General features: G+C 66.3%; 18 protein-coding genes and 1 tRNA gene. 11 read left to right on the top strand and 8 right to left on the bottom strand.

All coding sequences use genetic code 11. The annotated features are described in order from the left end of the window. The first annotated feature begins 93 nt into the window (after nucleotides 1-93). The 8 genes from clpS (at nucleotide 94) to CH295_RS18700 (ending at nucleotide 5,943) form a co-directional block, all read left to right on the top strand. Nucleotides 94-453 carry an ATP-dependent Clp protease adapter ClpS gene (clpS, locus tag CH295_RS18665; RefSeq protein ID WP_306437425.1) on the top strand — a complete coding sequence of 120 codons (360 nt, stop codon included), beginning with the start codon at nucleotides 94-96 and terminating at the stop codon, nucleotides 451-453. A 38-nt stretch (nucleotides 454-491) separates the two neighbouring features. Next, nucleotides 492-1,061 carry an oxidative stress transcriptional regulator AosR gene (aosR, locus tag CH295_RS18670; protein ID WP_094741608.1) on the top strand — a complete coding sequence of 190 codons (570 nt, stop codon included), beginning with the start codon at nucleotides 492-494 and terminating at the stop codon, nucleotides 1,059-1,061. A 9-nt stretch (nucleotides 1,062-1,070) separates the two neighbouring features. Continuing rightward, nucleotides 1,071-2,156: a P1 family peptidase gene (locus CH295_RS18675; protein ID WP_094741609.1), complete on the top strand. Its 1,086-nt coding sequence runs from the start codon at nucleotides 1,071-1,073 to the stop codon at nucleotides 2,154-2,156. A 59-nt stretch (nucleotides 2,157-2,215) separates the two neighbouring features. Continuing rightward, the gene (locus CH295_RS18680; RefSeq protein ID WP_037193347.1) at nucleotides 2,216-2,845 is read left to right on the top strand and encodes a rhomboid family intramembrane serine protease; all 630 of its coding nucleotides are present in this window, start codon (nucleotides 2,216-2,218) and stop codon (nucleotides 2,843-2,845) included. 112 nt (nucleotides 2,846-2,957) lie between these two features. Then, nucleotides 2,958-3,716 (top strand): cyclic nucleotide-degrading phosphodiesterase, encoded by a 759-nt coding sequence (locus tag CH295_RS18685; protein WP_179274635.1) that lies wholly within the window; start codon nucleotides 2,958-2,960, stop codon nucleotides 3,714-3,716. Nucleotides 3,717-3,737: 21 nt separating this feature from the next. Then, nucleotides 3,738-4,523, top strand: coding sequence for a ribonuclease PH (gene rph, locus CH295_RS18690; RefSeq protein ID WP_037193345.1), 786 nt, complete (start codon nucleotides 3,738-3,740; stop codon nucleotides 4,521-4,523). Further along, entirely contained in the window at nucleotides 4,516-5,130 is a 615-nt protein-coding gene (gene rdgB / locus CH295_RS18695; RefSeq protein ID WP_094741610.1) for an RdgB/HAM1 family non-canonical purine NTP pyrophosphatase, read from the top strand. The genes rph and rdgB overlap by 8 nt, the downstream gene beginning before the upstream one ends. A gap of 3 nt (nucleotides 5,131-5,133) precedes the next feature. Beyond that, complete coding sequence (locus CH295_RS18700) at nucleotides 5,134-5,943, top strand: esterase/lipase family protein (protein WP_094741611.1); 810 nt, start codon at nucleotides 5,134-5,136, stop codon at nucleotides 5,941-5,943. Between the two features lie 2 nt (nucleotides 5,944-5,945). Here CH295_RS18700 and CH295_RS18705 read toward each other — a convergent pair whose 3' ends face one another. From CH295_RS18705 to CH295_RS18735, 7 genes are all read right to left on the bottom strand, one after another. After that, nucleotides 5,946-6,299 (bottom strand): DUF3817 domain-containing protein, encoded by a 354-nt coding sequence (locus CH295_RS18705; RefSeq protein WP_037193340.1) that lies wholly within the window; start codon nucleotides 6,297-6,299, stop codon nucleotides 5,946-5,948. Then, nucleotides 6,296-6,697, bottom strand: coding sequence for a transcriptional regulator (locus CH295_RS18710; protein WP_170945973.1), 402 nt, complete (start codon nucleotides 6,695-6,697; stop codon nucleotides 6,296-6,298). Before CH295_RS18710 ends, CH295_RS18705 begins: the two co-directional genes overlap by 4 nt. A gap of 89 nt (nucleotides 6,698-6,786) precedes the next feature. Then, nucleotides 6,787-7,443 carry a maleylpyruvate isomerase family mycothiol-dependent enzyme gene (locus CH295_RS18715; RefSeq protein ID WP_094741823.1) on the bottom strand — a complete coding sequence of 219 codons (657 nt, stop codon included), beginning with the start codon at nucleotides 7,441-7,443 and terminating at the stop codon, nucleotides 6,787-6,789. Between the two features lie 85 nt (nucleotides 7,444-7,528). Then, nucleotides 7,529-7,610: transfer RNA gene (locus tag CH295_RS18720), tRNA-Leu, on the bottom strand. Nucleotides 7,611-7,623: 13 nt separating this feature from the next. Next, nucleotides 7,624-8,088 (bottom strand): hypothetical protein, encoded by a 465-nt coding sequence (locus CH295_RS18725; protein WP_212556193.1) that lies wholly within the window; start codon nucleotides 8,086-8,088, stop codon nucleotides 7,624-7,626. Next, nucleotides 8,081-8,440, bottom strand: a complete 360-nt coding sequence (locus CH295_RS18730; RefSeq protein WP_094741612.1) for a hypothetical protein — start codon at nucleotides 8,438-8,440, stop codon at nucleotides 8,081-8,083. Before CH295_RS18730 ends, CH295_RS18725 begins: the two co-directional genes overlap by 8 nt. After that, nucleotides 8,437-9,744, bottom strand: a complete 1,308-nt coding sequence (locus tag CH295_RS18735) for a PepSY-associated TM helix domain-containing protein (protein WP_094741613.1) — start codon at nucleotides 9,742-9,744, stop codon at nucleotides 8,437-8,439. The genes CH295_RS18730 and CH295_RS18735 overlap by 4 nt, the downstream gene beginning before the upstream one ends. A 255-nt stretch (nucleotides 9,745-9,999) precedes the next feature. Between CH295_RS18735 and CH295_RS18740 the strand changes: the two genes are divergently transcribed. Beyond that, nucleotides 10,000-10,791, top strand: a complete 792-nt coding sequence (locus tag CH295_RS18740; protein ID WP_037193335.1) for a TetR/AcrR family transcriptional regulator — start codon at nucleotides 10,000-10,002, stop codon at nucleotides 10,789-10,791. Here CH295_RS18740 and CH295_RS18745 read toward each other — a convergent pair. Next, nucleotides 10,701-11,489 (bottom strand): DUF8548 family protein, encoded by a 789-nt coding sequence (locus CH295_RS18745; RefSeq protein WP_094741614.1) that lies wholly within the window; start codon nucleotides 11,487-11,489, stop codon nucleotides 10,701-10,703. The two genes, CH295_RS18740 and CH295_RS18745, sit on opposite strands and share 91 nt — an antisense overlap. A 435-nt stretch (nucleotides 11,490-11,924) precedes the next feature. Between CH295_RS18745 and CH295_RS18750 the strand changes: the two genes are divergently transcribed. Beyond that, nucleotides 11,925-21,224: a type I polyketide synthase gene (locus tag CH295_RS18750; protein ID WP_094741615.1), complete on the top strand. Its 9,300-nt coding sequence runs from the start codon at nucleotides 11,925-11,927 to the stop codon at nucleotides 21,222-21,224. Next, nucleotides 21,224-21,616, top strand: a complete 393-nt coding sequence (acpS, locus tag CH295_RS18755; protein ID WP_008715184.1) for a holo-ACP synthase AcpS — start codon at nucleotides 21,224-21,226, stop codon at nucleotides 21,614-21,616. Before CH295_RS18750 ends, acpS begins: the two co-directional genes overlap by 1 nt. The last annotated feature ends 14 nt before the right edge of the window (nucleotides 21,617-21,630 follow it).

The following is a 21,630-nucleotide window of genomic DNA, read 5'->3' on the forward strand; positions in this document are numbered from 1 at the left end:
GTGATCTGTGGTCGCGTCGTTGCTCACCTCGCCCACACTACGAGCGAAGGGGCGAGCGTGTGACGCTGGCCCGACACGCCGTACCCTGTGGACATGCCTTGGTTGACGGTGGATGGAACGCTTCTGCCCGTGGACGGCTTCTCGGCAGGTGGGGTCGTCGCCGCGTCACCGCAAGCGGTTCCGGCCCAGACCGAGGCCGTCGCTGCCGACGAATCCCACGACACCCCCTGGGTCACCATCGTGTGGGACGACCCGGTCAACCTGATGCATTACGTCACCTACGTCTTCCAGAAGCTCTTCGGCTACAGCAAGGCCAAGGCCACCGAGCTGATGATGCAGGTGCATTCCGAAGGCAAGGCCGTGGTGTCGAGCGGTGAGCGCGACGCGATGGAGAACGATGTTCGACGGCTGCACGCGGCGGGTCTGTGGGCCACCATGCAGCAGGACAAGTAGAAGCTCCCCCCTCTTCGTCAGACAGGACATCAGCAACAGTGCGCACGTGGACGAGACGGAATTCGCTGTCCGGGGTCAAGATCAAGTCCGAGATCGATGCTCGTGAGGCCGCCGTACTCCGTTCGCTGGTCGGCTCGGTTCTCGGATTGCTGCGCGACCGTTCCGCCGCTGCGCCCACCGACGAACTCGCGGCGCTGACCGGTCTGCGTACCGGGCACAACAGCCCGCCCGAGGACGCCGCACTGGCTCGGCTGCTGCCGGACTTCCACCGCGCCGACCCCGGCCGCGACGAGGAGGACCCGGCAGACCTCAACGGTGCACTGCGCGGACTTCACGAGCCCGAGATCATCGACGAGAAGATTGCCGCCGGATCGACGATCCTGGCCACCCTTCCCGAGTCCGGTGGCAAGATCGTGCTCACCCAGGAGCAGGCGGATGCATGGTTGACTGGCCTCAACGACGTGAGGTTGGCGCTCGGCACGACGCTGGGGATCAGCGCGGATACACCCGATGTCCTCGACGAGGGCGATCCCCGCGCTCCACATCTCGACGTCTACCACTGGCTGACCTGGATGCAGGATTCACTCGTACAGGTCCTCATTCCCTAGGACGCACGCGTGACCGCTGCATTCCAGACTCCCGGACCGCGGGATTCCCTGACCGACGTGGCAGGTCTGCTGGTCGGTCATCATCACGAACGAGACGACGATGCCACCATGGGTTCCGGTTCGGCGACCGGCTGCACGGTGGTTCGTGCACTCGGAGGTGCGACGGCGGCAGTCGATGTTCGCGGCGGCGGGCCGGGGACTCGCGAGACCGATCTGCTCGATCCGAGTCATTCCGTCCAGCACGTCAACGCGATCCTGTTGACCGCGGGCAGTGCCTACGGACTCGCCGCGGCCGACGGCGTCATGCGGTGGCTCGAAGAGCACGGCCAGGGGATTCCGATCGGCAGTCCCGACCTCGTCGTACCGATCGTGCCGGCCGCGGTGATCTTCGATCTTCCGGTCGGTGAGTGGACTGCGCGTCCGACGGCGGAGTTCGGCTATCTCGCGGCGGCAGCAGCAGCGACCGACTTCGCGACGGGATCGGTCGGGGCAGGAGTCGGTGCCCGCGCCGGAGTGCTCAAGGGAGGTGTCGGTACGGCCAGCACGGTGATCGAGGGCGGGCCGGCCGACGGGGTCACGGTCGCGGCGCTGATGGTCGCCAATCCGGTGGGCGCAGTGTTCGATCCGCGTACCGGACTGCTGTGGGGTGTCGGCACGCTCGGGCCTGCGGCGTTCGGTATGCGCAAGCCCGACGTGAATCAGCTGTGGGCCGCGCTCGCCCTCGAACCCAAAGGCACGGCACTGAACACCACGATCGGGGTTGTCGCCACCGACGCTGCGTTGTCGTCTGCGTCGTGCAAGCGGATTGCCGTCGCCGGTCACGACGGTCTGGCGCGGGCCGTTCGACCGGCACACTCGCCGCTCGACGGCGACACGATCTTCGCCGTGTCCACCGGCACCAGACCCGTCACCGCAGAGTCGTCGGTGCCCGCCGCGTTCTCGACGGAACTACCGATACTGGCCGCGGTCACCGAGGCCGCAGCGATCGTCGTCGAGCGAGCCATCGTCCGGGCCCTGCTCGACGCCACCTCGGTGGCCGGGATCCCTACCTACCGCCAGATCTTCCCGTCGGCGTTCGGTGGATCGGGAGCCTGAGCGCGGCTCACGCGATACCTCTGCCCGGTACCGTGGAGGGACCGAATCCGGAGGCGATCATGAGCGAGATCAGTAACCGTCCAGCCGAGCGTGAGCGGCCGGTCTGGATGCGGGCCGCGGTGCTGGTGGGAGCATTCACCGTGCTGCTGTGGGTCATCGAGTTCATCGATGTGGCCAGTGGGTCGAGGCTCGAACGCAACGGGATCCAGGCCCGCTCGGTCGAGGGGTTGTGGGGCATTCTGTTCGCGCCCGTGCTGCACGACGACTGGCAGCATCTGATCGCGAACACCGTGCCGATCGCCGTGCTCGGGTTTCTGGTGTTGCTCTCCGGACTGGCGCGTGGTCTGGCTGCCACCGGGATCATCTGGGTGGTCGGAGGGTTCGGTACCTGGCTCACCGCCGGTTCCTATACGAACACGATCGGTGCGTCGATTCTGATCTTCGGTTTCATCGCATACCTGTTGGTGCGTGGCTTCTTCACCCGCAAACTGGGGCAGATCGCGATCGGCGTCGTGGTGTTCCTGCTGTACGGCAGCGCCCTGTGGGGCGTGCTCCCGAGTGAGCCGAACGTGTCGTGGCAGGGGCATCTGTTCGGCGCGGTGGGCGGAGTGGTTGCCGCTCGGCTGTTGTCCGCCGACGCGCGAGCCGAGAGGGCGCGCGCGAAATCGCTCGATCGGCTCACTCCGTAGGCGCGAGGTAACTGCAGACACACCTGTGGTCGTCGGTGAATTTCGCCGACTCGCGCTGTGAATACTGCCCGAACGTTTCTGGTGATGCGCTCGGCGTGGCAGCATGGCTTTCATGCGAATTACCGTCCTGGGATGTTCGGGCAGTGTGTCCGGACCCGATTCACCCGCGTCGGGCTACTTGTTGGAAGAAGAGGAGACCGCGCCGGTCGTCCTCGACTTCGGTCCCGGCATCCTCGGGGCGTTGCAGCGCTACGCCGATCCGGGAGATGTGAGCGTTCTGCTCTCGCATCTGCACGCCGATCACTGCCTGGACGTTCCGGGTCTGCTGGTGTGGCGTCGCTACCACCCCACTCCGCCGGAGGGACGAGCGATCGTCTACGGACCCAAGGACACGGCGTTCCGGCTCGGAGTCGCCTCGGCCGAGTGCGGTGGGCAGATCGACGACATGTCCGACACCATCGACCTGCGTCGCTGGGTGGACGGACGCACCGTGGAGTTCGGGAAGTTGTCGATTCTGGCTCGGCAGGTGTTCCATCCGCCGGAGTCGTACGGCATGCGGGTCACCACTGCGCAAGGCCGTACGTTCGCGTACAGCGGAGACACGGGAATGTGCCAGGCAGTCCGGGATCTGGCGCACGGGGCCGACATGTTCCTGTGCGAGGCGTCGTGGACCGACAGTCCGGAGCGGCCCGAGGGTGTGCACCTGTCCGGCACCGAGGCGGGCCGAATCGCGCGCGAGGCAGGGGTAGGGGAGCTGCTGCTCACCCATATTCCACCATGGACCTCACGGGAGGACGTCATCGCCGAGGCGAAAGCAGAGTTCAGCGGACCGGTGCACGCGGTTCTGCCAGGGGACGTCTTCACCGTCTGACGACGCGCTAGGCTTCGAGTCGTGTCCAGACGAGAAGACGGCAGGGCGGACGACGAGCTCCGCAACATCAAGATCACCCGCGGATTCACCAGCCACCCGGCAGGGTCGGTGCTGGTCGAATTCGGCAACACCAGGGTGATGTGCACGGCCAGCGTCGAGGAGGGCGTCCCGCGCTGGCGGAAGGGATCCGGCCTCGGTTGGCTCACCGCCGAGTACGCGATGCTCCCCGCTGCCACCCACACCCGCAACGGCCGCGAGTCCGTCAAGGGCAAGGTCGGTGGGCGCACCCAGGAAATTTCTCGCTTGGTCGGGCGCTCACTGCGAGCATGCATCGACCTCGCTGCGATCGGCGAGAACACCATTGCCCTCGACTGCGATGTACTCCAGGCCGACGGCGGTACCCGCACCGCGGCTGTGACCGGTGCGTTCGTCGCGCTCAACGACGCGGTCACATACCTGCGAGCAGCGGGGCGACTGGCCGATCCGCAGCCCATCTCGTGCATGATCGCCGCAGTCAGTGTCGGCGTCGTCGACGGCCGAGTGCGCCTCGATCTGCCCTACGAAGAAGATTCGCGCGCCGAGGTCGACATGAACGTCGTCGCCACCGATACCGGCACGTTGGTGGAAATCCAGGGAACCGGAGAGGGCGCGACCTTCCCTCGAACCACACTCGACAAGTTGCTCGACTCCGCATTCGTCGGCATCGAGAAGTTGTTCGAGGTGCAGAAGGAAGCACTGGCGTTGCCGTACCCCGGCGAACTGCCCGAGCCTGCGGCCGCGGAACCGAAGAAGAAGTTCGGTGCCTGACTCGAAGCTTCTGGTCGCGAGCCGGAACGCGAAGAAGTTGCGCGAACTCCGGCGGGTGCTCGACGCCGCCGGAGTGGCCGGAATCGAACTGGTCGGCCTCGACGAGGTGCCGCCGTTTCCGGAAGCCCCCGAGACCGGAGCGACCTTCGAGGAGAATGCACTCGCCAAGGCGCGTGATGGCGCGGCGGCCACCGGATTGCCTTGTGTGGCAGACGATTCCGGAATCGAAATCGATGCCCTGAACGCGATGCCCGGAGTGCTCTCGGCTCGCTGGTCCGGTACGCACGGGCAGGACGAGGCCAATACCGCGCTGGTTCTGGCGCAGTTGAGTGATACCCCTGACGAGCGTCGCGGAGCCGCATTCGTCTCGGCGTGTGCCCTGGTGATTCCCGGCGGTGCCGAGACGGTGGTCCGCGGCGAGTGGCGCGGTGTGGTGGGCCGAGAGCCGATGGGGGAGAACGGCTTCGGCTACGACCCCATCTTCGTTCCCGAGGGCGACGGCCGCAGCGCCGCGCAGCTCAGCCCCGAGGAGAAGGACGGCGCCTCGCATCGTGGCCGCGCGCTACGCAAGCTCGTTCCCGCGCTCGAAGAACTGACGGGGCGGTAGCTCGTGCGGGCGCGTGCAGTGCTGGGGCGTACGTCGGTTGCACTCGCAGCCGGCGCGTTGTGCCTGACGGGTATCCCGGCCTCGGCCACACCCGCGGCAGGCTCGTTCGCCGAGGCCCTCGCCTACTCGATCGCGCACCCGGGAGTGACTCCTCCGGGCTCGAACGACTTCTCGTGTGTTCCGAGCGCGCACCATCCCGAGCCGGTGGTGCTGGTGCACGGATTCCTGGAGAACTCCTACGCCAACTGGGCGTCCCTGTCGCCGAAGCTGGCCGAGGCCGGATACTGCGTGTTTGCGATCGACTACGGCAACACCGGGCCGGTCCAGGCCCTCGGTGCGCTCGAACCCATCCCCGAGAGTGCTGCGGAACTGTCGACGTTCGTCGATTCCGTGCTCGCGGCGACGGGCGCGCAGAAGGTGTCGATCGTGGGCCACTCGAAGGGCGGCACGGTGCCGCGCTACTACGCCCGCTTCCTCGGTGGAGACCGCACGGTCGCGCGGATCGTGGCGTTGTCTCCGCCGAACTACCCGACGGCAGGCCCCCCGGTGCAGGACGACGTGCTCGAACGACTGAACGAGGGCGGCGATACCGTCTCGGGCATCGACTACACCACGATCGTCACCCGATACGACCAGGTCGTCGTTCCGTACACGGCCTCGTTGCTCAGCGGCGCGGGAAACACGAATGTGGTGTTGCAGGACGTGTGTCCGTCCAACGCCGTCGAGCACACGGGAATCTCGTACGATCCGCTGGCTCAGCGACTGGTGCAGAACGCATTGGATCCGAAGAACGCGCAGTCGATCGGCTGCTGACGTCAGACGCCGAAGTCGGCTTTGACCTGCTTGGTGCGCTTGTGCTCGACGTAGAAGGACAGGAACGGGATGGTCCCGGCGAGCAGTGTGCCGATCGTGCGGGCGGCAGGCCACCGCACCTTGATGGCGAGATCCACCGTGAGCACGAGGTACACGAGGTAGACCCAACCGTGCACGACGGCAATCCAATTGGGCACGTTCTCGACCTTGAAAATGTACTTCGCGACCATCTCGGTCACGAGAACGAGCAGCCAGATTCCCGTGGCGTAGGCCAGAACTCGATAGCGCAGCAACGCGGATGCGATCTTCTGGGTCTTGTTCGCAGACGCCTGCGCCTTCTCCGGTGCCGAACTCACGTGGTGCTCCTGTCGATCCCGCGGGATTCGTTCAGCTCCGCGAGGTAGCTGTTGTATTCGAGTAGTTGCCTGGCTTCGGGATCGTCGAGGTCCTTTGCGTCTGCCGCCGGCGCGCTGCGCTGGGGGAGCAGGTCGAGGGGTACCTCGGTGGGTCCGTCGGGCCGAGCTGCAGCTGCTTCGTCGGAGTCCTCGTCCTCGAGACGGACGAACTTGCGGTAGGCGTAGACCACGAACACTGCGAACAGGGGCCATTGGAACGCGTATCCGAGGTTCTGACCGTTACCGCCTACTGCCTCGAAGCGTTCCCACTGCCACCAGCCGAGGCCCAGGCACACCGCCGCGGACACGATGACCAGCGCGATCAGCGCTGGCCGACGGTTCGGGCGGGATGAAGTCACCCCTCGACGGTACCGGAGGTACTACTACTGGAGGTAGTCGCGTGCTGCGGCCCGGCGGTGATTCTCACCATGGACGGTTCGGGTGCGGCTCATGCCCGACGACGGTTGGCCCGTGCCTGGGCGAGTTGCTCGGCACCGGGCCCGGTCACGTCCGCCAGAGCGCTGCTGCGTCCGGTCAGAACCAGGGCCAGGGTGCCGGCCGATCCTTCGATGACCGGGCCCTCGCCGCGGCTCCAGTCGAGATCGGTCGCGCGCCACTGCAGACGAAGTTCGGGGCCCTTGAACGGTGCGGCACCGCTCGCGGGCACCAGGAAGTCGAGCATCGTGATCATGCGGTGGTCGGGAACGTGGTGCTCGATTCCCAGCGGCCTGCACACGTCGAGTCCGTGCACGATGACGTCGGACAAGGGGGCCAGCGGACCGTGGCCGGGCGGGGTGAATTTCTTGTCGGCGTGAGCGGTGAGCAAGGCAGGCAATTCGTCTTCGTGCTCGCGACGAACGCGTGTGGTCATCAGTTGATTGGCTCGGTCGAAGTTGCCTCGGGTGCGCACCATGACGAGTCCGAACTGCCAGAGCGGGACGATCAGTGGCACCACCAGATGGGCGGCGACGTCGCGGACCGTCCAGGCCTCGCACAGCGATGGGGTGTCCCATTGTTCAGGGGTGAGAGACTCGAGAGTTCTTGCGAGAGAACGTCTCTCGTCTGTGATCTCGGCGAAGATCGCGTCGTTCGCTTCCTCGGGCATTCGAACCGCCTTCACGTGTCGGTGCTTGTCGACCCTGGACCTGACCGAGCCAGGAGCATGTGAAAACCGGCCCGAACGACCGTCGTGCGCGAGGGGGGACTTGAACCCCCACGTCCTGAGACACTGGAACCTAAATCCAGCGCGTCTGCCAATTCCGCCACTCGCGCGTGCCGGTGCAGTCTACAACCGATCGATCTGCACCGGCGACGCGGTTCGTCGGCGGATCGATCTCGCATCAGCGGTCGCCCGGGCGGGTACGGCGGTCCAGAGCAGCGCCAGGATCGGCAGTACCGCTGGAAGGTAGCCGTAGCCCGAACCGAAATGCGACCAGACGGTGGGCTCGGGAAACGCCGCAGGATCGAGGTACGTCCACGATCCGACGATGAGCACCCCGATCAGTTCGATTGCGAACACCCAGCGGCGCGATCTTCTGTGTCGAGGTGCGCCTGCCGACGACGCTGCTCCCAGGCAATAGGTGATCGCGGCGACAGCCGACAGTGAATAGGCAAGCGGCGCGCGTGATGCCTCGGTGGCCAATTGCACTGCACTGCGGCCTCCGGCCGCGAGTACGAACACTGCGTAGATCAGTATCAGGACTCGTTCCGGCCCAGCGGTTTTCGGGTCAGCGTTGTTCGGATCAACCATGGGCCCATGTCGTCTGCATCCGCATGACCACCACCACGACCGCGACGAGTGCGACAGCCACCGCGGTCGACGCCCAGAACGAGGTGTCGCGACCGACCACACCGAAGGCGATGGGGATCAGCAACACCGACGACGCGGTGTAACCGAGGTGCACTGCGGGTTCGATGGGTGCGACGCCGTCGAGGCGGGCGATCACCACGTGCAGGGCCTGCGCCAGAAGGCACAGTTCGAGCACGGCAACGGCGGTGGTTAGATGCCGGGACCGCGTTCGTGCGCGCGCGCCGTCCACCAGAACGACCACCGCCAGTGCGAGCGCGTACAGCGCGCATGCCGCAGCGAACGTCGCATTCATACGGCTGCCGCTCGTGCCGCCCTGGCTGCCTTCTTGTTCTTCGTCACTCCTCGTTTGTAGAACCACGTCGACAGGCCGGTGATCATCAGTACCAGTGGAGTCGATCCGAAGACGAACCAGATGATGCGCCACCAGCCGTTGACGCCGAATCCGTAGTGCCCGTAGGGCGTCGACCATTCGTCGAGAATGCGGTTGGACAGGGAGCTGCTGTCTCCGACCAGAAGGGCCGTGTGGGTGGCGTCGTAGCGGTCGACGGCCACATATCGGTCACCCGGATACGGTCCGTGCTCCCACGGGTCGTTGCCCTCTGCGATGTAGATGCCGAAGTATCCGGCCGGGTCGTCCGCCTCGGGTGGATACACGTTGGCGACCGGGCCGGACACAACGGATTCTGCTGCCGCGACAGCGTCGTCCACCGAGATATCGGATGCGGAGTCACCCTCGGGCACAACGGATTCGAACTCGTATCGGCTGTCGGGAACTGCTGTACCACCGGTCAGCGCGTACCAACCGTTCGCAATCCCGGGAAACTCGAAGTTGGTTCCGGTCAACGCCCACATGAGCAGAAACGGGACGGCCACCATGCCGATCACCTGGTGCAGGTCGTAGTCGCGGGCGAACCGTCCCTTGGATGTGCGCACTCGAAACCCGTGGGTCCACCGTCGGATTCCCGGCCACCACAGCACGGCACCGGACACCGCCAGGAACAGCAACAGCAGACCACCGACGCCCAGCAGCAGCGAACTCCAGGTGATTCCGATCAGGAACGACGTCCCGAGTGTGGGAACGTCGTCGAGCAGAAATGGAATGTGCCCGGGGTATTCCTCGCACGCGAAGAAGCACTCGTGAATCTGGTTCATCAAGCCCATGAATCCACGGTTTCGGTCGAACGACCCCGTGATTCGTCCGTCGGAGGGGTCGACGCCGAAGACGGTGGGTGAACCGGTGGTGGTGCCTACCTCGTACACGCCACCGAAGACGTTGATCGTGTCTGCGCCGAGTTCCGGGTGAGCCTGCCGAACGATGTCCAGTGCCTGTCCGGCCGTCACCGTAGCGGGTGCGGCACTCGCGGAGTAGACATCCGAGTGTGTCCACCGTTGCCATTCGGGGGTGTACAGGACGATTGCGCCTGTTGTCGTGATCACCACGAGCAGGAGGCCGAGTGTCAGCGACGCCCAGCGGTGCGTCACGATGATCGAGCGCTGGACTCGCTTGCGTGGCTTGGCTCTGGTGCGTGCCGGTCGGCGAGCCACCGGAGGGACGGTCCTGGATCGGGGCGCTTCGTCGGGGGTGATCACGGACATGATCGATCTCCTCTGTGTCGCCGAAGCGAGTCGTTGCCGCGCTATGTAGGGCAGCCTTAATTAGGCAAGGCTATTCATAATGGGAGGCGTCTCGAAATGCAAGCGCGCGCAACGAATTTGAACTAGAGATTGCATATTCTTTAATCTCCTCGGGGGTGGCCGAGACTCGGCGCGTCGGGCATGCGCTCGTACGCCCGTCGATGGAACCGCCGAACCGGGGCACGGCGTGCGGTCGGGCACGTTTAGGCTCGCCGGGTGGCACCGAAGAAGGAGAACTCGTACGACCCAGCGCGCATTCTCGAGTTGCTCTGGCGAGTCGACGCCAAGCCGAGCCGTACCGGACTGAGCGTGGATGCGATCGTCGATGCCGCCATCGAGCTGGCCGACGCGAACGGTCTCGAGTCGGTGTCGATGCGGAACGTGGCCGAGCATCTCGGGGTCGGCGCGATGTCGCTCTACACGCATGTACCGGGCCGGGAGGAGCTGGCCGATCTGATGATCGATCGAGCGCGTGCAGACCTCTACTCGCACGTCGACGAGCCGTCCTCCGTGGTCGGCGGATGGCGTCCCGCGATGCGTTTCGTCGCCCAACGCAATTGGGCTCTGTACCAACGGCATTCGTGGCTTCTCGAAGCGGAGGGCGCACGGCCCGTGCTCGGTCCGCACACCAACGACAAGTACGAGGCCGAGGTGCGCCCCCTCGACGGCATCGGCCTGGGTGACGTCGAGATCGACTCCGTTCTCACGCTGGTTCTCACGCACGTCTCCGGTACCGCGCGAGCTCTCGCCGGCGTGACGCGTGTCAAGGAGCAGTCGGGCATGTCCGACGCCCAGTGGTGGGCGGCCACCGCACCGATCCTCGGACGGGTGATGGACCGCGAACGCTTTCCGGTGTCGTCCCGGGTCGGGACGGCCGCGGCGACGTCGTACGACGCCGCCAGCGACCCCGTGCACGCCTACCGGTTCGGGCTGGAGTGCATTCTCGACGGTGTGGAGGCTCTGATGTCTCGCGGTCGGCCTGCCGATCGCAGTTGCGCTTCGGAGTGACGCTGCTTCGCCCTGCGTGATGTGTGCTGGTATCGCCACACTGCGTGCTCGAGCGAGGCGAGGTCGGTGCCGAGTGCGTTCGCTGCGGCTCCGAGGATCACGGGGGAGCGGTCCTCGGCGACTCCTGCAGCGAGGTTGTGGTGCAGTGGTTCGAGCGCGTCGGCGACGAACGAGCGCAGGTGCTCGGCTGCTTTGTCGGTACGTACGCCGAGGTGCACGAGCATGCATTCCCAAGTGGTTTCGCCGAGACCGGGAATTGCGCAGAACGCGTCGAATTGCTCGTCGGTGTGCTGCTCGAAGTCGGTCGAACGGGTCAGCCCCACCGATACCAACGTCTGTGCCGCCACGGCCGCGGCCGCACCCTTGGTTCGACTGTTCCCCGGAACCAGTTGACGGTTGGACAGAATCTCCACGAGTAGATCCGGTGTAGTGGCCAGTTCGGCGAGGGTTGTCAAATCGTCGAGTCGGTTGTCGCCGCGATGCGATCTCCATCGCTGGACCACCGCGGGGACCCCGCTGGTGGGGCCGCCGTAGGGAGCGCGCGCCGAGAAGATCGCATCCAGCAACGCCACCTCGCTCTCGCCGCGCCATCCCGGCGTCCAGTGTGGCGAACGAGATTGTGGCGCATGCGTTTCGATGTGTTCGAGCACCGCGTCGAGTTCTTCCACGGTGCAGATGTCCGTTACCGATGAATACATGAATTCCCCCCGGATTTCGTCGACCGCTCCCCTGATGTGCGGCTCGCTCGCACAAGGCAGGGGACCGCACCGACAAGGTCGCGTATCGCTTGTCCGTGCTCGAGATCACATCACGAAAAGATAACGAAAAATGCGAGGCTTTCCTCATGTTCTGGCGTCCCGGTCGATGCTCTCGCCAGCGTGGATGCGGGTTACCGGCGAGTTGGGTAAACAAAAAGTAAAGCCGCCTGGACCGACGTACTCGCTGGTAGCACTCGGACGTCCGAGCAAACCTGAGGATTTCCTCATGATTTTGTGTCAACCTTGAGCAGCGCGGAAGAGACCTGTCGACGAAGACCGGCTCACCGCTTCGACCCTGTAGCCCACGACGCACCAGGGCAGTCATCACAGCGAACGCCCCGACCCCCGAGGCGTCCACGAGAGGAATCTTCAGCCTTGACGATCAACGAGAGCACACCATCACACGGACGAGGCTCGCGAAGCTCCGGCAACGCAGACAAATCCCCTAGAAGCAATGGCGGCTCTCGGACTCTGGCAGATCGTTTCGCCGCGGGCGAGCCGTACGCACTGGCCTTCGGTGGCCAGGGTGCACCGTGGCTCAGCTCCCTCGAAGAACTGGCTCGCGACTCCGCGCTCGAACCCGAACTGACCGATCTCGTCAACGAGGCTGCAGTCACTCTCGCACCCGTTGCCGACGAGCTGCTGGTCGTCCGCTCCGTCGGCTTCGACCCGATCGGCTGGATGCTCGAACAGGACCTCGCCGACGACGACACCGCCGGCTCGTACGGACCGTCCGAGGCCGCGCTGACCTCCGCTGCCGTCTCGCTTCCCGGAGTGTTCCTCACTCAGGTCGCAGCACTGCGCGCGCTGAAGCTGCAGGGACTCGATCCCGCCCAGACCCCGCCCGTCAAGGTCGTCGGACACTCGCAGGGTCTCATCGCCGCGGAATCCGTCGCCGCCGACGGCGCACAGGACGCGAGCTTCCTCGCGATCGCCCAGCTCGTGGGTGCTGCCGCAGGTCTCGTCGGCCGCCGCCGCGGCATCATCGGTGCCGGAGACCGCGCGCCGATGGTCTCGGTTGCCAACGTCGAACCCGCACGACTGCAGGCGATCATCGCCGAACTCGCGATCGACGGAGCGCCGGAGCGATCCGCCGCCCTCGCCATCCGCAACGGCCGTCGCCGCGTCGTACTCTCGGGACCGCCGGCCCAGCTGGCCCGCGTCCAGGAGAAGTGCGAGCAGATTGCTGCCGAGGAAGAGCGTGAACGCGACGCCAAGAAGCGTGGCGGCGCGGTGTTCGCCCCGGTCTTCGAGCAGCTTCCGGTCGAGATCGGCTTCCATCACCCCGCCCTGGCAGACGCTGTCGAACTCGTCAGCGCGTGGGCACAACGTTGTGGACTCGATGTCGAGCTCGCACGCGACCTCGCACAGAAGATCCTCGTGGACTCCGTGGATTGGGTCGACGCCATCGACGGTGTCGTCGACGCCGGTGCCGACTGGATCCTCGATCTCGGTCCGGGTGACCTGCTCACCCGTATGACCACCCCGGCTCTGCGTGGACAGGGCGTCGGCATCATCGCCGCGTCCTCGCGCGGCGGCCACCGCAATCTGCTCACCCCGGGAGCTGCTCCCGAGGTCCAGCCCGCATGGTCCGCGTTCGCTCCCACCCCTGTCACGTTGCCCGACGGCCGCGTCGTCGTCGAGACCTCGTTCACCAAGATGACCGGGCGCTCGCCGATCCTGCTCGCCGGCATGACACCGACGACGGTCGACGCGAAGATCGTTGCCGCAGCCGCCAACGCAGGCCACTGGGCCGAGCTCGCCGGTGGCGGACAGGTCACCGAGGACATCTTCACCGATCGTGTCGCCGAGCTTTCCACCCTTCTCGAGCCCGGCCGCGCAATCCAGTTCAACTCGCTCTTCCTCGATCCGTACCTGTGGAAGTTGCAGCTCGGCGGACGCCGCATCGTGCAGCGTGCCCGTGCAGCGGGTGCGGCCATCGACGGCGTCGTCGTCACCGCAGGCATCCCGGAACTCGAAGAGGCAGTGGCCCTCATCGAAGAGCTGTCCGAGGCAGGCATCAGTTACGTCTCGTTCAAGCCCGGCACCGTCGCGCAGATTCGCGCCGTCATCCGCATCGCCAACGAGGTTCCGTCCTACCAGGTCAACGTTCACATCGAGGGCGGCCGCGCAGGCGGACACCACTCGTGGGAGGACCTCGACGACCTGCTGCTGACCACCTACGCGGAGCTGCGGTCACGGCCCAACCTCGTCGTCTGCGTCGGCGGCGGCATCGGCACACCCGAGCGGGCAGCCGAGTACCTCACCGGAACCTGGTCGGCCGTGCACGGCTACCCGAAGATGCCGCTCGACGGCATCCTCGTCGGCACTGCAGCGATGGCGACCCTCGAGGCCACGACGGCTCCCGAGGTCAAGCAGCTTCTGGTCGACACACCCGGAACCCCCGACTGGGTCGGTGCCGGTACCGCGAACGGCGGAATGGCCTCGGGCCGAAGCCAGCTCGGTGCCGACATTCACGAGATCGACAATGCCGCGTCGCGGTGTGGCCGACTGCTCGACGAGGTCGCCGGCAACGCCGACGCCGTGGCCGAGCGTCGTGACGAGATCATCGCCGCGCTCGACGGCACTGCCAAGCCCTTCTTCGGCGACGTCGCCGAGATGACATACCAGCAGTGGCTCGTCCGCTACCTCGACCTGGCCATCGGAACCGACTCGCGCAGCGATTTCGATTGCGGCGGCGAGTTCACCGATGCCGTGTCCGAGGCACGCGAATCGGTGTGGCTCGATGTCACCTGGCGCACCCGCTTCCTGGAGATGCTCCAGCGCGCCGAGGCTCGGCTGCACCCGGTCGATCGCGGACCCATACCCACGTTGTTCGCCGACGCCGAGGTTCTCGAACGCCCGCGCGCAGCACTGAAGTCGCTGCTCGCACAGTTCCCCGACGCCGCCGACGTGGTTCTGCACCCGGCCGACATCACCTTCTTCACCTCGCTGTGCCGCATGCCAGGCAAGCCGGTCAACTTCGTCCCCGTCGTCGACGGTGATGTGCGCCGCTGGTGGCGCAGTGACTCGCTGTGGCAGGCACACGACGCGCGCTACTCCGCCGACCAGGTCTGCATCATCCCCGGAACCGTCGCCGTCGCGGGCATCACCCGTGTCGACGAGCCCGTGGGCGAGCTGCTGAACCGTTTCGAGAAGGCCACCGCCGACCAGCTTCTCGCCGAGGGCGTCGAGCCCACGGCCATCGCGAGCCGTCGCCACGCCGAGATCGCGCCCGGACTGCTGGGCATCGTGCTGGCTGCTCCCGACGTCACGTGGGCCTCGCGTATGACGCAGAACCCCGTTGCACGCCTGGGTGATCCGGCCGAATGGACCGTGGAATCCGAGACGGTTGCGGCGCACCCGCAGACCGGTTCGTCGCTGACCGTGCTCGATGCCGAGCACGTGGAGCTGCTGGTTCCACTCGCCCCGGGCAAGGAAGTTCGGATCCGTCTGACGGTTCCGGCCTCCACGATCGACGGCGGCGCTCCCGTCGTCACCGCGCAGGATGCTCAGCAGGCCATGTCGGCTCTGCTCGGAGTTGCTGCAGGCCAGGAGCTTCCGGCTGTCAAGGGCGGCGTTGCCCGGCTGAACATCGCCTGGATCCCCGATCTGATCGCCGATCACGCAGGCGTCACCGGATCCGGACTGCCGGACTCGCTGACCGTCAGCGGCAAGGCTGTTCCCGACGTTCTGGTCGGTGCCTGCTGGCCCGCCGTCTTCGCCGTCCTCGGCGCGACCCGTAACGCCGAAGGCATCGACGTCATCGAAGGCATGCTCGACCTGGTGCACCTCGATCACAGCGTGAATCTGGTCGGCGAATTGCCCACCGACACCTCGATTCTCGTGGTCAAGGCTGCGGCAGGAGAGGTGCTCGACACCGACCTCGGCCGCGTCGTCGAGGTCACCGTCGAGATCGGTGCCATGCTCGGCGAGGGCCTCGACGCTCCCGCCGTCGCAACTCTGGTGGAGCGCTTCGCCATTCGTGGACGCACCGGCAAGGGCGAGCTCGTCGACCCGGCTCGTGCAGGCGGCTCGGTGAGCGCCGACGCACAGGACACCCCGCGTCGTCGTCGCCGTCAGGCAACCATCGTCGCCCCGCGCAACATGGCTGCGTTCGCTCAGGTCTCGGGCGATCACAACCCCATCCACACCTCGGACGCCGCAGCACTGCTCGCCGGTCTCGGCAGCCCGATCGTGCACGGCATGTGGCTCTCGGCCGCTGCGCAGCAGACGGTCACCGCAGTCGACCACGCGGACACCAAGACTCCGCCGCGTCGCCTCACCGCCTGGACCGCGCGCTTCCTCGGCATGGTTCGCCCCGGAGCCGAGATCGACGTTCGCGTCGACCGCACCGGATTCGACCAGGGCGCCGAACTGATCGAGGTTTCCTGCCGTGTCGCAGGCGAACTGGTCATGGTCGCGACCGCTCGTACCGCTCCGCCGAAGACCGTCTACGCCTTCCCGGGCCAGGGCATCCAGCGTGCGGGCATGGGCCTGGACGCACGGGCTCGCTCGAAGGCCGCACGTGAAGTGTGGGAGCGTGCCGACAAGCACACCCGCAGCGCACTCGGATTCTCCATTCTCGCTGTGGTGCGAGACAATCCGACGTCGCTCAAGGCGCGCGGCGTCACCCACAAGCACCCCGACGGTGTGCTGCACCTGACGCAGTTCACCCAGGTTGCGATGGCCGTTCTCGGCGTCGCACAGGTTGCCGAATTGCGTGAATCCGGTGCGTTCGTGGAGAACTCGATTCTCGCCGGCCACTCCGTCGGTGAGTACAACGCCCTTGCGGCTGTTGCCGGTGTGCTCCCGCTCGAAGCAGTCCTCGAGGTCGTCTTCCAGCGTGGTTCGGCCATGCACGCGCTGGTTCCGCGTGATGCCAGCGGCCGCAGTGACTACCGCATGGCGGCCATTCGCCCGTCTCAGATCGGCCTGGCCGACCAGGACGTGCAGGGCTTCGTCGCCGGTGTCGCAGAAGAATCCGGTGAGTTCCTCGAGATCGTCAACCTCAACCTGCGCGGTTCGCAGTACGCCATCGCAGGCACGGTTGCCGGCCTCGGCGAGCTGGAGAAGAAGATCGCGATCCGCCGAGCCGAGTTCGGTGGCAAGGCCGCCTACATCATGGTTCCCGGCATCGACGTGCCGTTCCACTCCACGGTGCTGCGCGGCGGAGTCGACGATTTCCGCAACCGCCTCGAGACCCTGCTCCCCGAGCAGATCGATCCGGCGATCCTGGTGGGGCGCTACATCCCGAACCTGGTGCCCAAGCCGTTCTCGCTGAATCGCGAGTTCGTCCAGGAGATCGCCGATCTGGTTCCGTCCGAGCCACTGAACACCGTTCTCGCAGAATTCGATTCGTGGGCAGCACGGCCGAGCGCTCTGTGCCGGGTGATCCTGACCGAGCTGCTGGCATGGCAGTTCGCCAGCCCGGTGCGCTGGATCGAAACCCAGGACCTGCTGTTCGCAGACGAGTCCGACGGCGGCATGGGCGTCGAGCGCTTCGTCGAGATCGGCCTGGGGGCAACCCCGACCGTGGCGAACCTCGCGTCGCAGACCCTCAAGCTGCCGGGCCGCTTCGGCCACCCGGTCGAGGTACTCAACCTCGAGCGTGAGGCTGCGATCATCTACGGCACCGACACCGACCCGGCTCCGGCCGACGAGGAAGAGTCGACTCCCGTGGAGGCCGCTGCTCCTGCGGCGGCCGCAGCTCCGGCTTCGGCTCCCGCACCGGCAGCAGCACCGTCCGGCGGACCTCGCCCGGACGACATCGCGTTCGTCGCGGCCGATGCGACCAAGATCCTCATCGGCCTGTGGACCAAGCTGCAGCTCGATCAGATCGGGCCTGCCGACACCATCGAGGCACTGTGCGACGGTGTGTCCTCACGTCGTAATCAGCTGCTCGTCGACCTCGGTTCCGAGCTCTCGCTCGGTGCCATCGACGGTGCTGCCGATGCCGACATGGGCGCGCTCTCCGGCACGGTGAACAAGCTGGCTCGTACCTACAAGCCCTTCGGCCCGGTACTCAGCGATTCGATCAACGATCACCTCCGCAAGGTCTTCGGCCCCTCGGGTCGACGTCCGGCATCGATCGCCGATCGCGTCAAGAAGACCTGGGAACTGGGCGACGGCTGGGCGCATCACGTCACTGCCGAGGTCGCACTCGGCACCCGTGACGGTGCCTCGGTCCGCGGCGGTGCACTCGGCGGCCTGGCCGACGGCGCTCTCGCCGACGGCAATGCTGTCGACAACGTCATCGATGCGGCAGTAGCTGCGGTGGCCGCACGTCGCGGCGTCGCAGTCTCGATGCCGCAGGCAGGCGGCGGAGCCGGCGGAACCGTCGACGCTGCTGCTCTCGGTGAGTTCACCGAACACATCACCGGCCGCGACGGCGTCCTCGCCTCCGCTGCCCGGCTGGTGCTCGAGCAGCTCGGACTCGCGGATGCGCCCAACGCACTGCTGGCCGACGATCCCGATGCCGCTCTGGTGGAGCTGGTCTCGGCCGAGCTGGGATCCGACTGGCCTCGCCTCGTCGCCCCGGCGTTCGACGCCAAGCGCGCCGTCCTGATCGACGACCGGTGGGCCACCGCCCGTGAGGACCTGGCCAGGTTGTGGCTCGGTACCGCAGGCGATATCGCGGTCGAGTCCTTCGCCGGCGCGGGTAATGCCGCTGCGTCGCAGGCACAGTGGTGGAAGGCCAAGGCCGACTACGAGAACAAGACGGTGCTGGCCGAAACCTTCGGACGCATCGCGGACATCGCGGTCGCATCCGAGGACAAGGGTCAGTGGGCCGACGAGGTCGCAGTGGTCACCGGCGGCAGCAAGGGCTCCATCGCAGCTGCGGTGACCGCCAAGCTGCTGGGCGGGGGAGCGACGGTCTTCGTCACCACCTCCAGGCTCGACGACGAGCGACTCGGCTTTTACCGCAGTCTCTACCGCGACAACGCACGCAGCGGAGCGTCGCTCTGGGTGGTTCCGGCCAACATCGCGTCGTACACCGACGTCGATGCGCTCATCGAGTGGATCGGCAGCGACTTCATCGACACTGCCGGTGGCGCAAAGACTCTGGTCAAGGCCGGCGTCACACCGACGATGCTGTTCCCGTTCGCCGCACCTCGGGTCATGGGCGAGATGTCCGACGCCGGAGCTCGCGCCGAGATGGAGATGCGCGTGCTGCTCTGGTCGGTCGAGCGCCTGATCACCGGACTGTCGAAGGTCGGCTACGACAACGACATCGACACGCACCTGCACGTGGTGCTGCCGGGATCGCCGAACCGCGGAATGTTCGGTGGCGACGGTGCCTACGGCGAATCGAAGGCTGCACTGGATGCGGTTGTCGCCAAGTGGGGTTCGGAGAAGAACTGGGCCGAGCGGGTGTCCATCGCCCACGCTCACATCGGGTGGGTTCGCGGAACCGGCCTGATGGGTGGCAACGATCCCATCGTCGAGGCCGTCGAGGCCGAGGGTGTTCGCACCTGGTCGACCGACGAGATGGCGACCGAACTGCTCGAACTGTGCACGCCTACCGCTCGTCGTCAGGCCGCGCAGGAGCCGATCGTCGTCGATCTCACCGGTGGATTGGCCAGCACCAAGCTCAATCTCGTCGAACTCGCTCGGGACGCGGCTGCGGCCGCCGCCGAGAAGACCGAAGAGGCATCCGACGATTCGGTGATTGCGGCACTGCCCGCACCGCCGCGGCTGTCGACGTCGACCACCGCCCCCGCGTGGCCGACACTCGATGTCGACCCGAAGGATCTGGTTGTCATCGTCGGTGCAGGTGAGCTCGGACCGTACGGTTCGGCGCGTACCCGCTTCGAGATGGAGGTCGACGAGCAGCTCTCTGCCGCAGGCGTTCTCGAACTCGCATGGAACACCGGCCTGATTGCATGGGAGAACGATCCCAAGCCGGGTTGGTACGACATCGAGTCCGGTGACCTGGTGCCCGAGGAGGACATCGCCGACAAGTACCACGACATCGTGGTCGAGAAGTGCGGTATCCGCACCTACGGCGACGACGGCGCGATGGTCGGCAACACCGCTCCGCTGATGACCTCGATCTTCCTCGACAACGACCTGACGTTCGTGGTCGGAACCGAGATCGATGCCCGGTCGTTCGCAGCAGCGGATCCCGAGCACACGTTGATCACGCCGGTCCCGGATTCGAGCGACTGGCAGGTCACCCGCAAGGCGGGCACCGAGATTCGCGTTCCGCGCAAGATGAAGCTCACTCGCACCGTCGGTGGGCAGATTCCGACCGGATTCGATCCCACCAAGTGGGGCATCTCGCCCGACATGGCCAGCTCGGTCGACCGTGTCGCACTGTGGAACATCGTCACCACGGTCGACGCGTTCATCTCCTCGGGCTTCAATCCGTCGGAACTGATGCGCTGGGTGCACCCCACGCTGGTGGCCAACACGCAGGGCACCGGCATGGGTGGCATGGAATCCATGCGCTCGCTGTACATCGACACCCTGCTCGGTGATGCTCGTGCGAACGACATCCTGCAGGAGGCTCTGCCGAACGTCGTTGCCGCACACGTTGTCCAGTCGTACATCGGTAGCTACGGCGCGATGGTTCACCCTGTCGCCGCCTGTGCGACCGCGGCCGTCTCCGTCGAAGAAGGCGTCGACAAGATCAAGCTGGGCAAGGCTCAGCTCGTGGTCGCCGGCGGCTTCGACGACCTGAGCACCGAAGGCATCATCGGCTTCGGTGACATGTCGGCCACCGCGGACTCGGCAGCGATGACCGCCAAGGGCATCAGCGATCGACGGTTCTCCCGGGCCAACGACCGCAGGCGCGGTGGATTCGTCGAATCCCACGGCGGCGGAACGATTCTGCTCGCTCGCGGAGACCTGGCACTCGAGATGGGCCTGCCGGTCCTCGGAGTGGTGGCCTACGCACAGTCGTACGGCGACGGAGTGCACACGTCCATCCCGGCTCCGGGACTCGGCGCGCTCAGTGCCGGGCGCGGCGGCAAGGATTCGGCGCTCGCGCTCTCGCTGAACGCCTTGGGTGTCAGTGCAGACGACGTGGCCGTGATCTCCAAGCACGACACGTCCACTGCAGCCAACGACCCGAACGAGGCGGAACTGCACACTCGCCTCGCCAAGGCCATCGGCCGTTCGGACGGCGCTCCGTTGTTCGTCGTCTCGCAGAAGAGCCTCACCGGACACTCGAAGGGTGGAGCGGCTGCCTGGCAGCTGATCGGCCTGTGCCAGGTGCTGGCCAACGGCGTCATCCCGCCGAACCGCAGCCTCGACTGCGTCGACGACAAGATGACCGCGTTCGAGCATCTGGTGTGGGCACGGGAGCCGCTGCGCTTCGGTGACTCGGTGCCGCTCAAGGCAGGTCTGCTTACCTCCCTCGGGTTCGGTCACGTGTCCGGACTCATCGCTCTGGTGCACCCGCAGGCATTCCTCGAGGCCGTTCCGGCGGAACGGCGTGCGGAGTACATCGCCACGGCGAACGAGCGCCGAATCGCCGGTCAGCGCAGGCTGATCTCCGCGATGGTGGGAGGAGACTCCCTCTACGAGCGGCCCGACGATCGACGGCTCGGACATGACGGGACGCCGGCCAAGGCGTCACGCGAACTGGAGGCAAACGTGTTGCTCAACGAGTCCGCTCGCCTCGGCGAGGGCGATGTCTACTCCTCCGGTTTGCCGGGTGCCATCTGATGGCGATCCTGGGAGTGGGTTTCGACCTGGTGACGGTGTCCGACTTCGCCGAGCAGATGGAGAAGGTCGGCACGACGATGATCCGCGACAGCTTCACCGCGGGCGAGCGGCGTCATGCCGCGACGAAGAGTTCCGACCCGACCCGCCACTACGCAGCACGGTGGGCCGCCAAGGAAGCAGTGCTGAAGGCATGGGCGACATCGCGATTCGCTCGGCCGCCGCAGATCGGTGACAACCCGTATCCGTTGATCGAGGTCGTCAACGATGCGTGGGGCCGGCCGTCCATCAAATTGCACGGGATGGCGCAGGAGTTCCTGCCGACGGTGAAGATTCACCTGTCGCTCACGCACGACGGCGACATCGCCGCCGCGGTGGCAATTCTGGAGGAGTGAGTTCGCTCCGAAAA

It is taken from the genome of Rhodococcus sp. 14-2483-1-2, assembly GCF_002259405.1.
Taxonomy (GTDB): Bacteria; Actinomycetota; Actinomycetes; order Mycobacteriales; family Mycobacteriaceae; genus Rhodococcoides.

Coding starts and splice junctions, on each gene's coding strand:
- clpS (WP_306437425.1), top strand. CDS start 94: ATGCCTTGGTTGACGGTGGATGGAACGCTTCTGCCCGTGGACGGCTTC.
- CH295_RS18680 (WP_037193347.1), top strand. CDS start 2,216: ATGAGCGAGATCAGTAACCGTCCAGCCGAGCGTGAGCGGCCGGTCTGG.
- CH295_RS18685 (WP_179274635.1), top strand. CDS start 2,958: ATGCGAATTACCGTCCTGGGATGTTCGGGCAGTGTGTCCGGACCCGAT.
- CH295_RS18715 (WP_094741823.1), bottom strand. CDS start 7,443: ATGCCCGAGGAAGCGAACGACGCGATCTTCGCCGAGATCACAGACGAG.
- CH295_RS18725 (WP_212556193.1), bottom strand. CDS start 8,088: ATGGTTGATCCGAACAACGCTGACCCGAAAACCGCTGGGCCGGAACGA.
- CH295_RS18730 (WP_094741612.1), bottom strand. CDS start 8,440: ATGAATGCGACGTTCGCTGCGGCATGCGCGCTGTACGCGCTCGCACTG.
- CH295_RS18735 (WP_094741613.1), bottom strand. CDS start 9,744: ATGTCCGTGATCACCCCCGACGAAGCGCCCCGATCCAGGACCGTCCCT.
- CH295_RS18745 (WP_094741614.1), bottom strand. CDS start 11,489: ATGTATTCATCGGTAACGGACATCTGCACCGTGGAAGAACTCGACGCG.
- acpS (WP_008715184.1), top strand. CDS start 21,224: ATGGCGATCCTGGGAGTGGGTTTCGACCTGGTGACGGTGTCCGACTTC.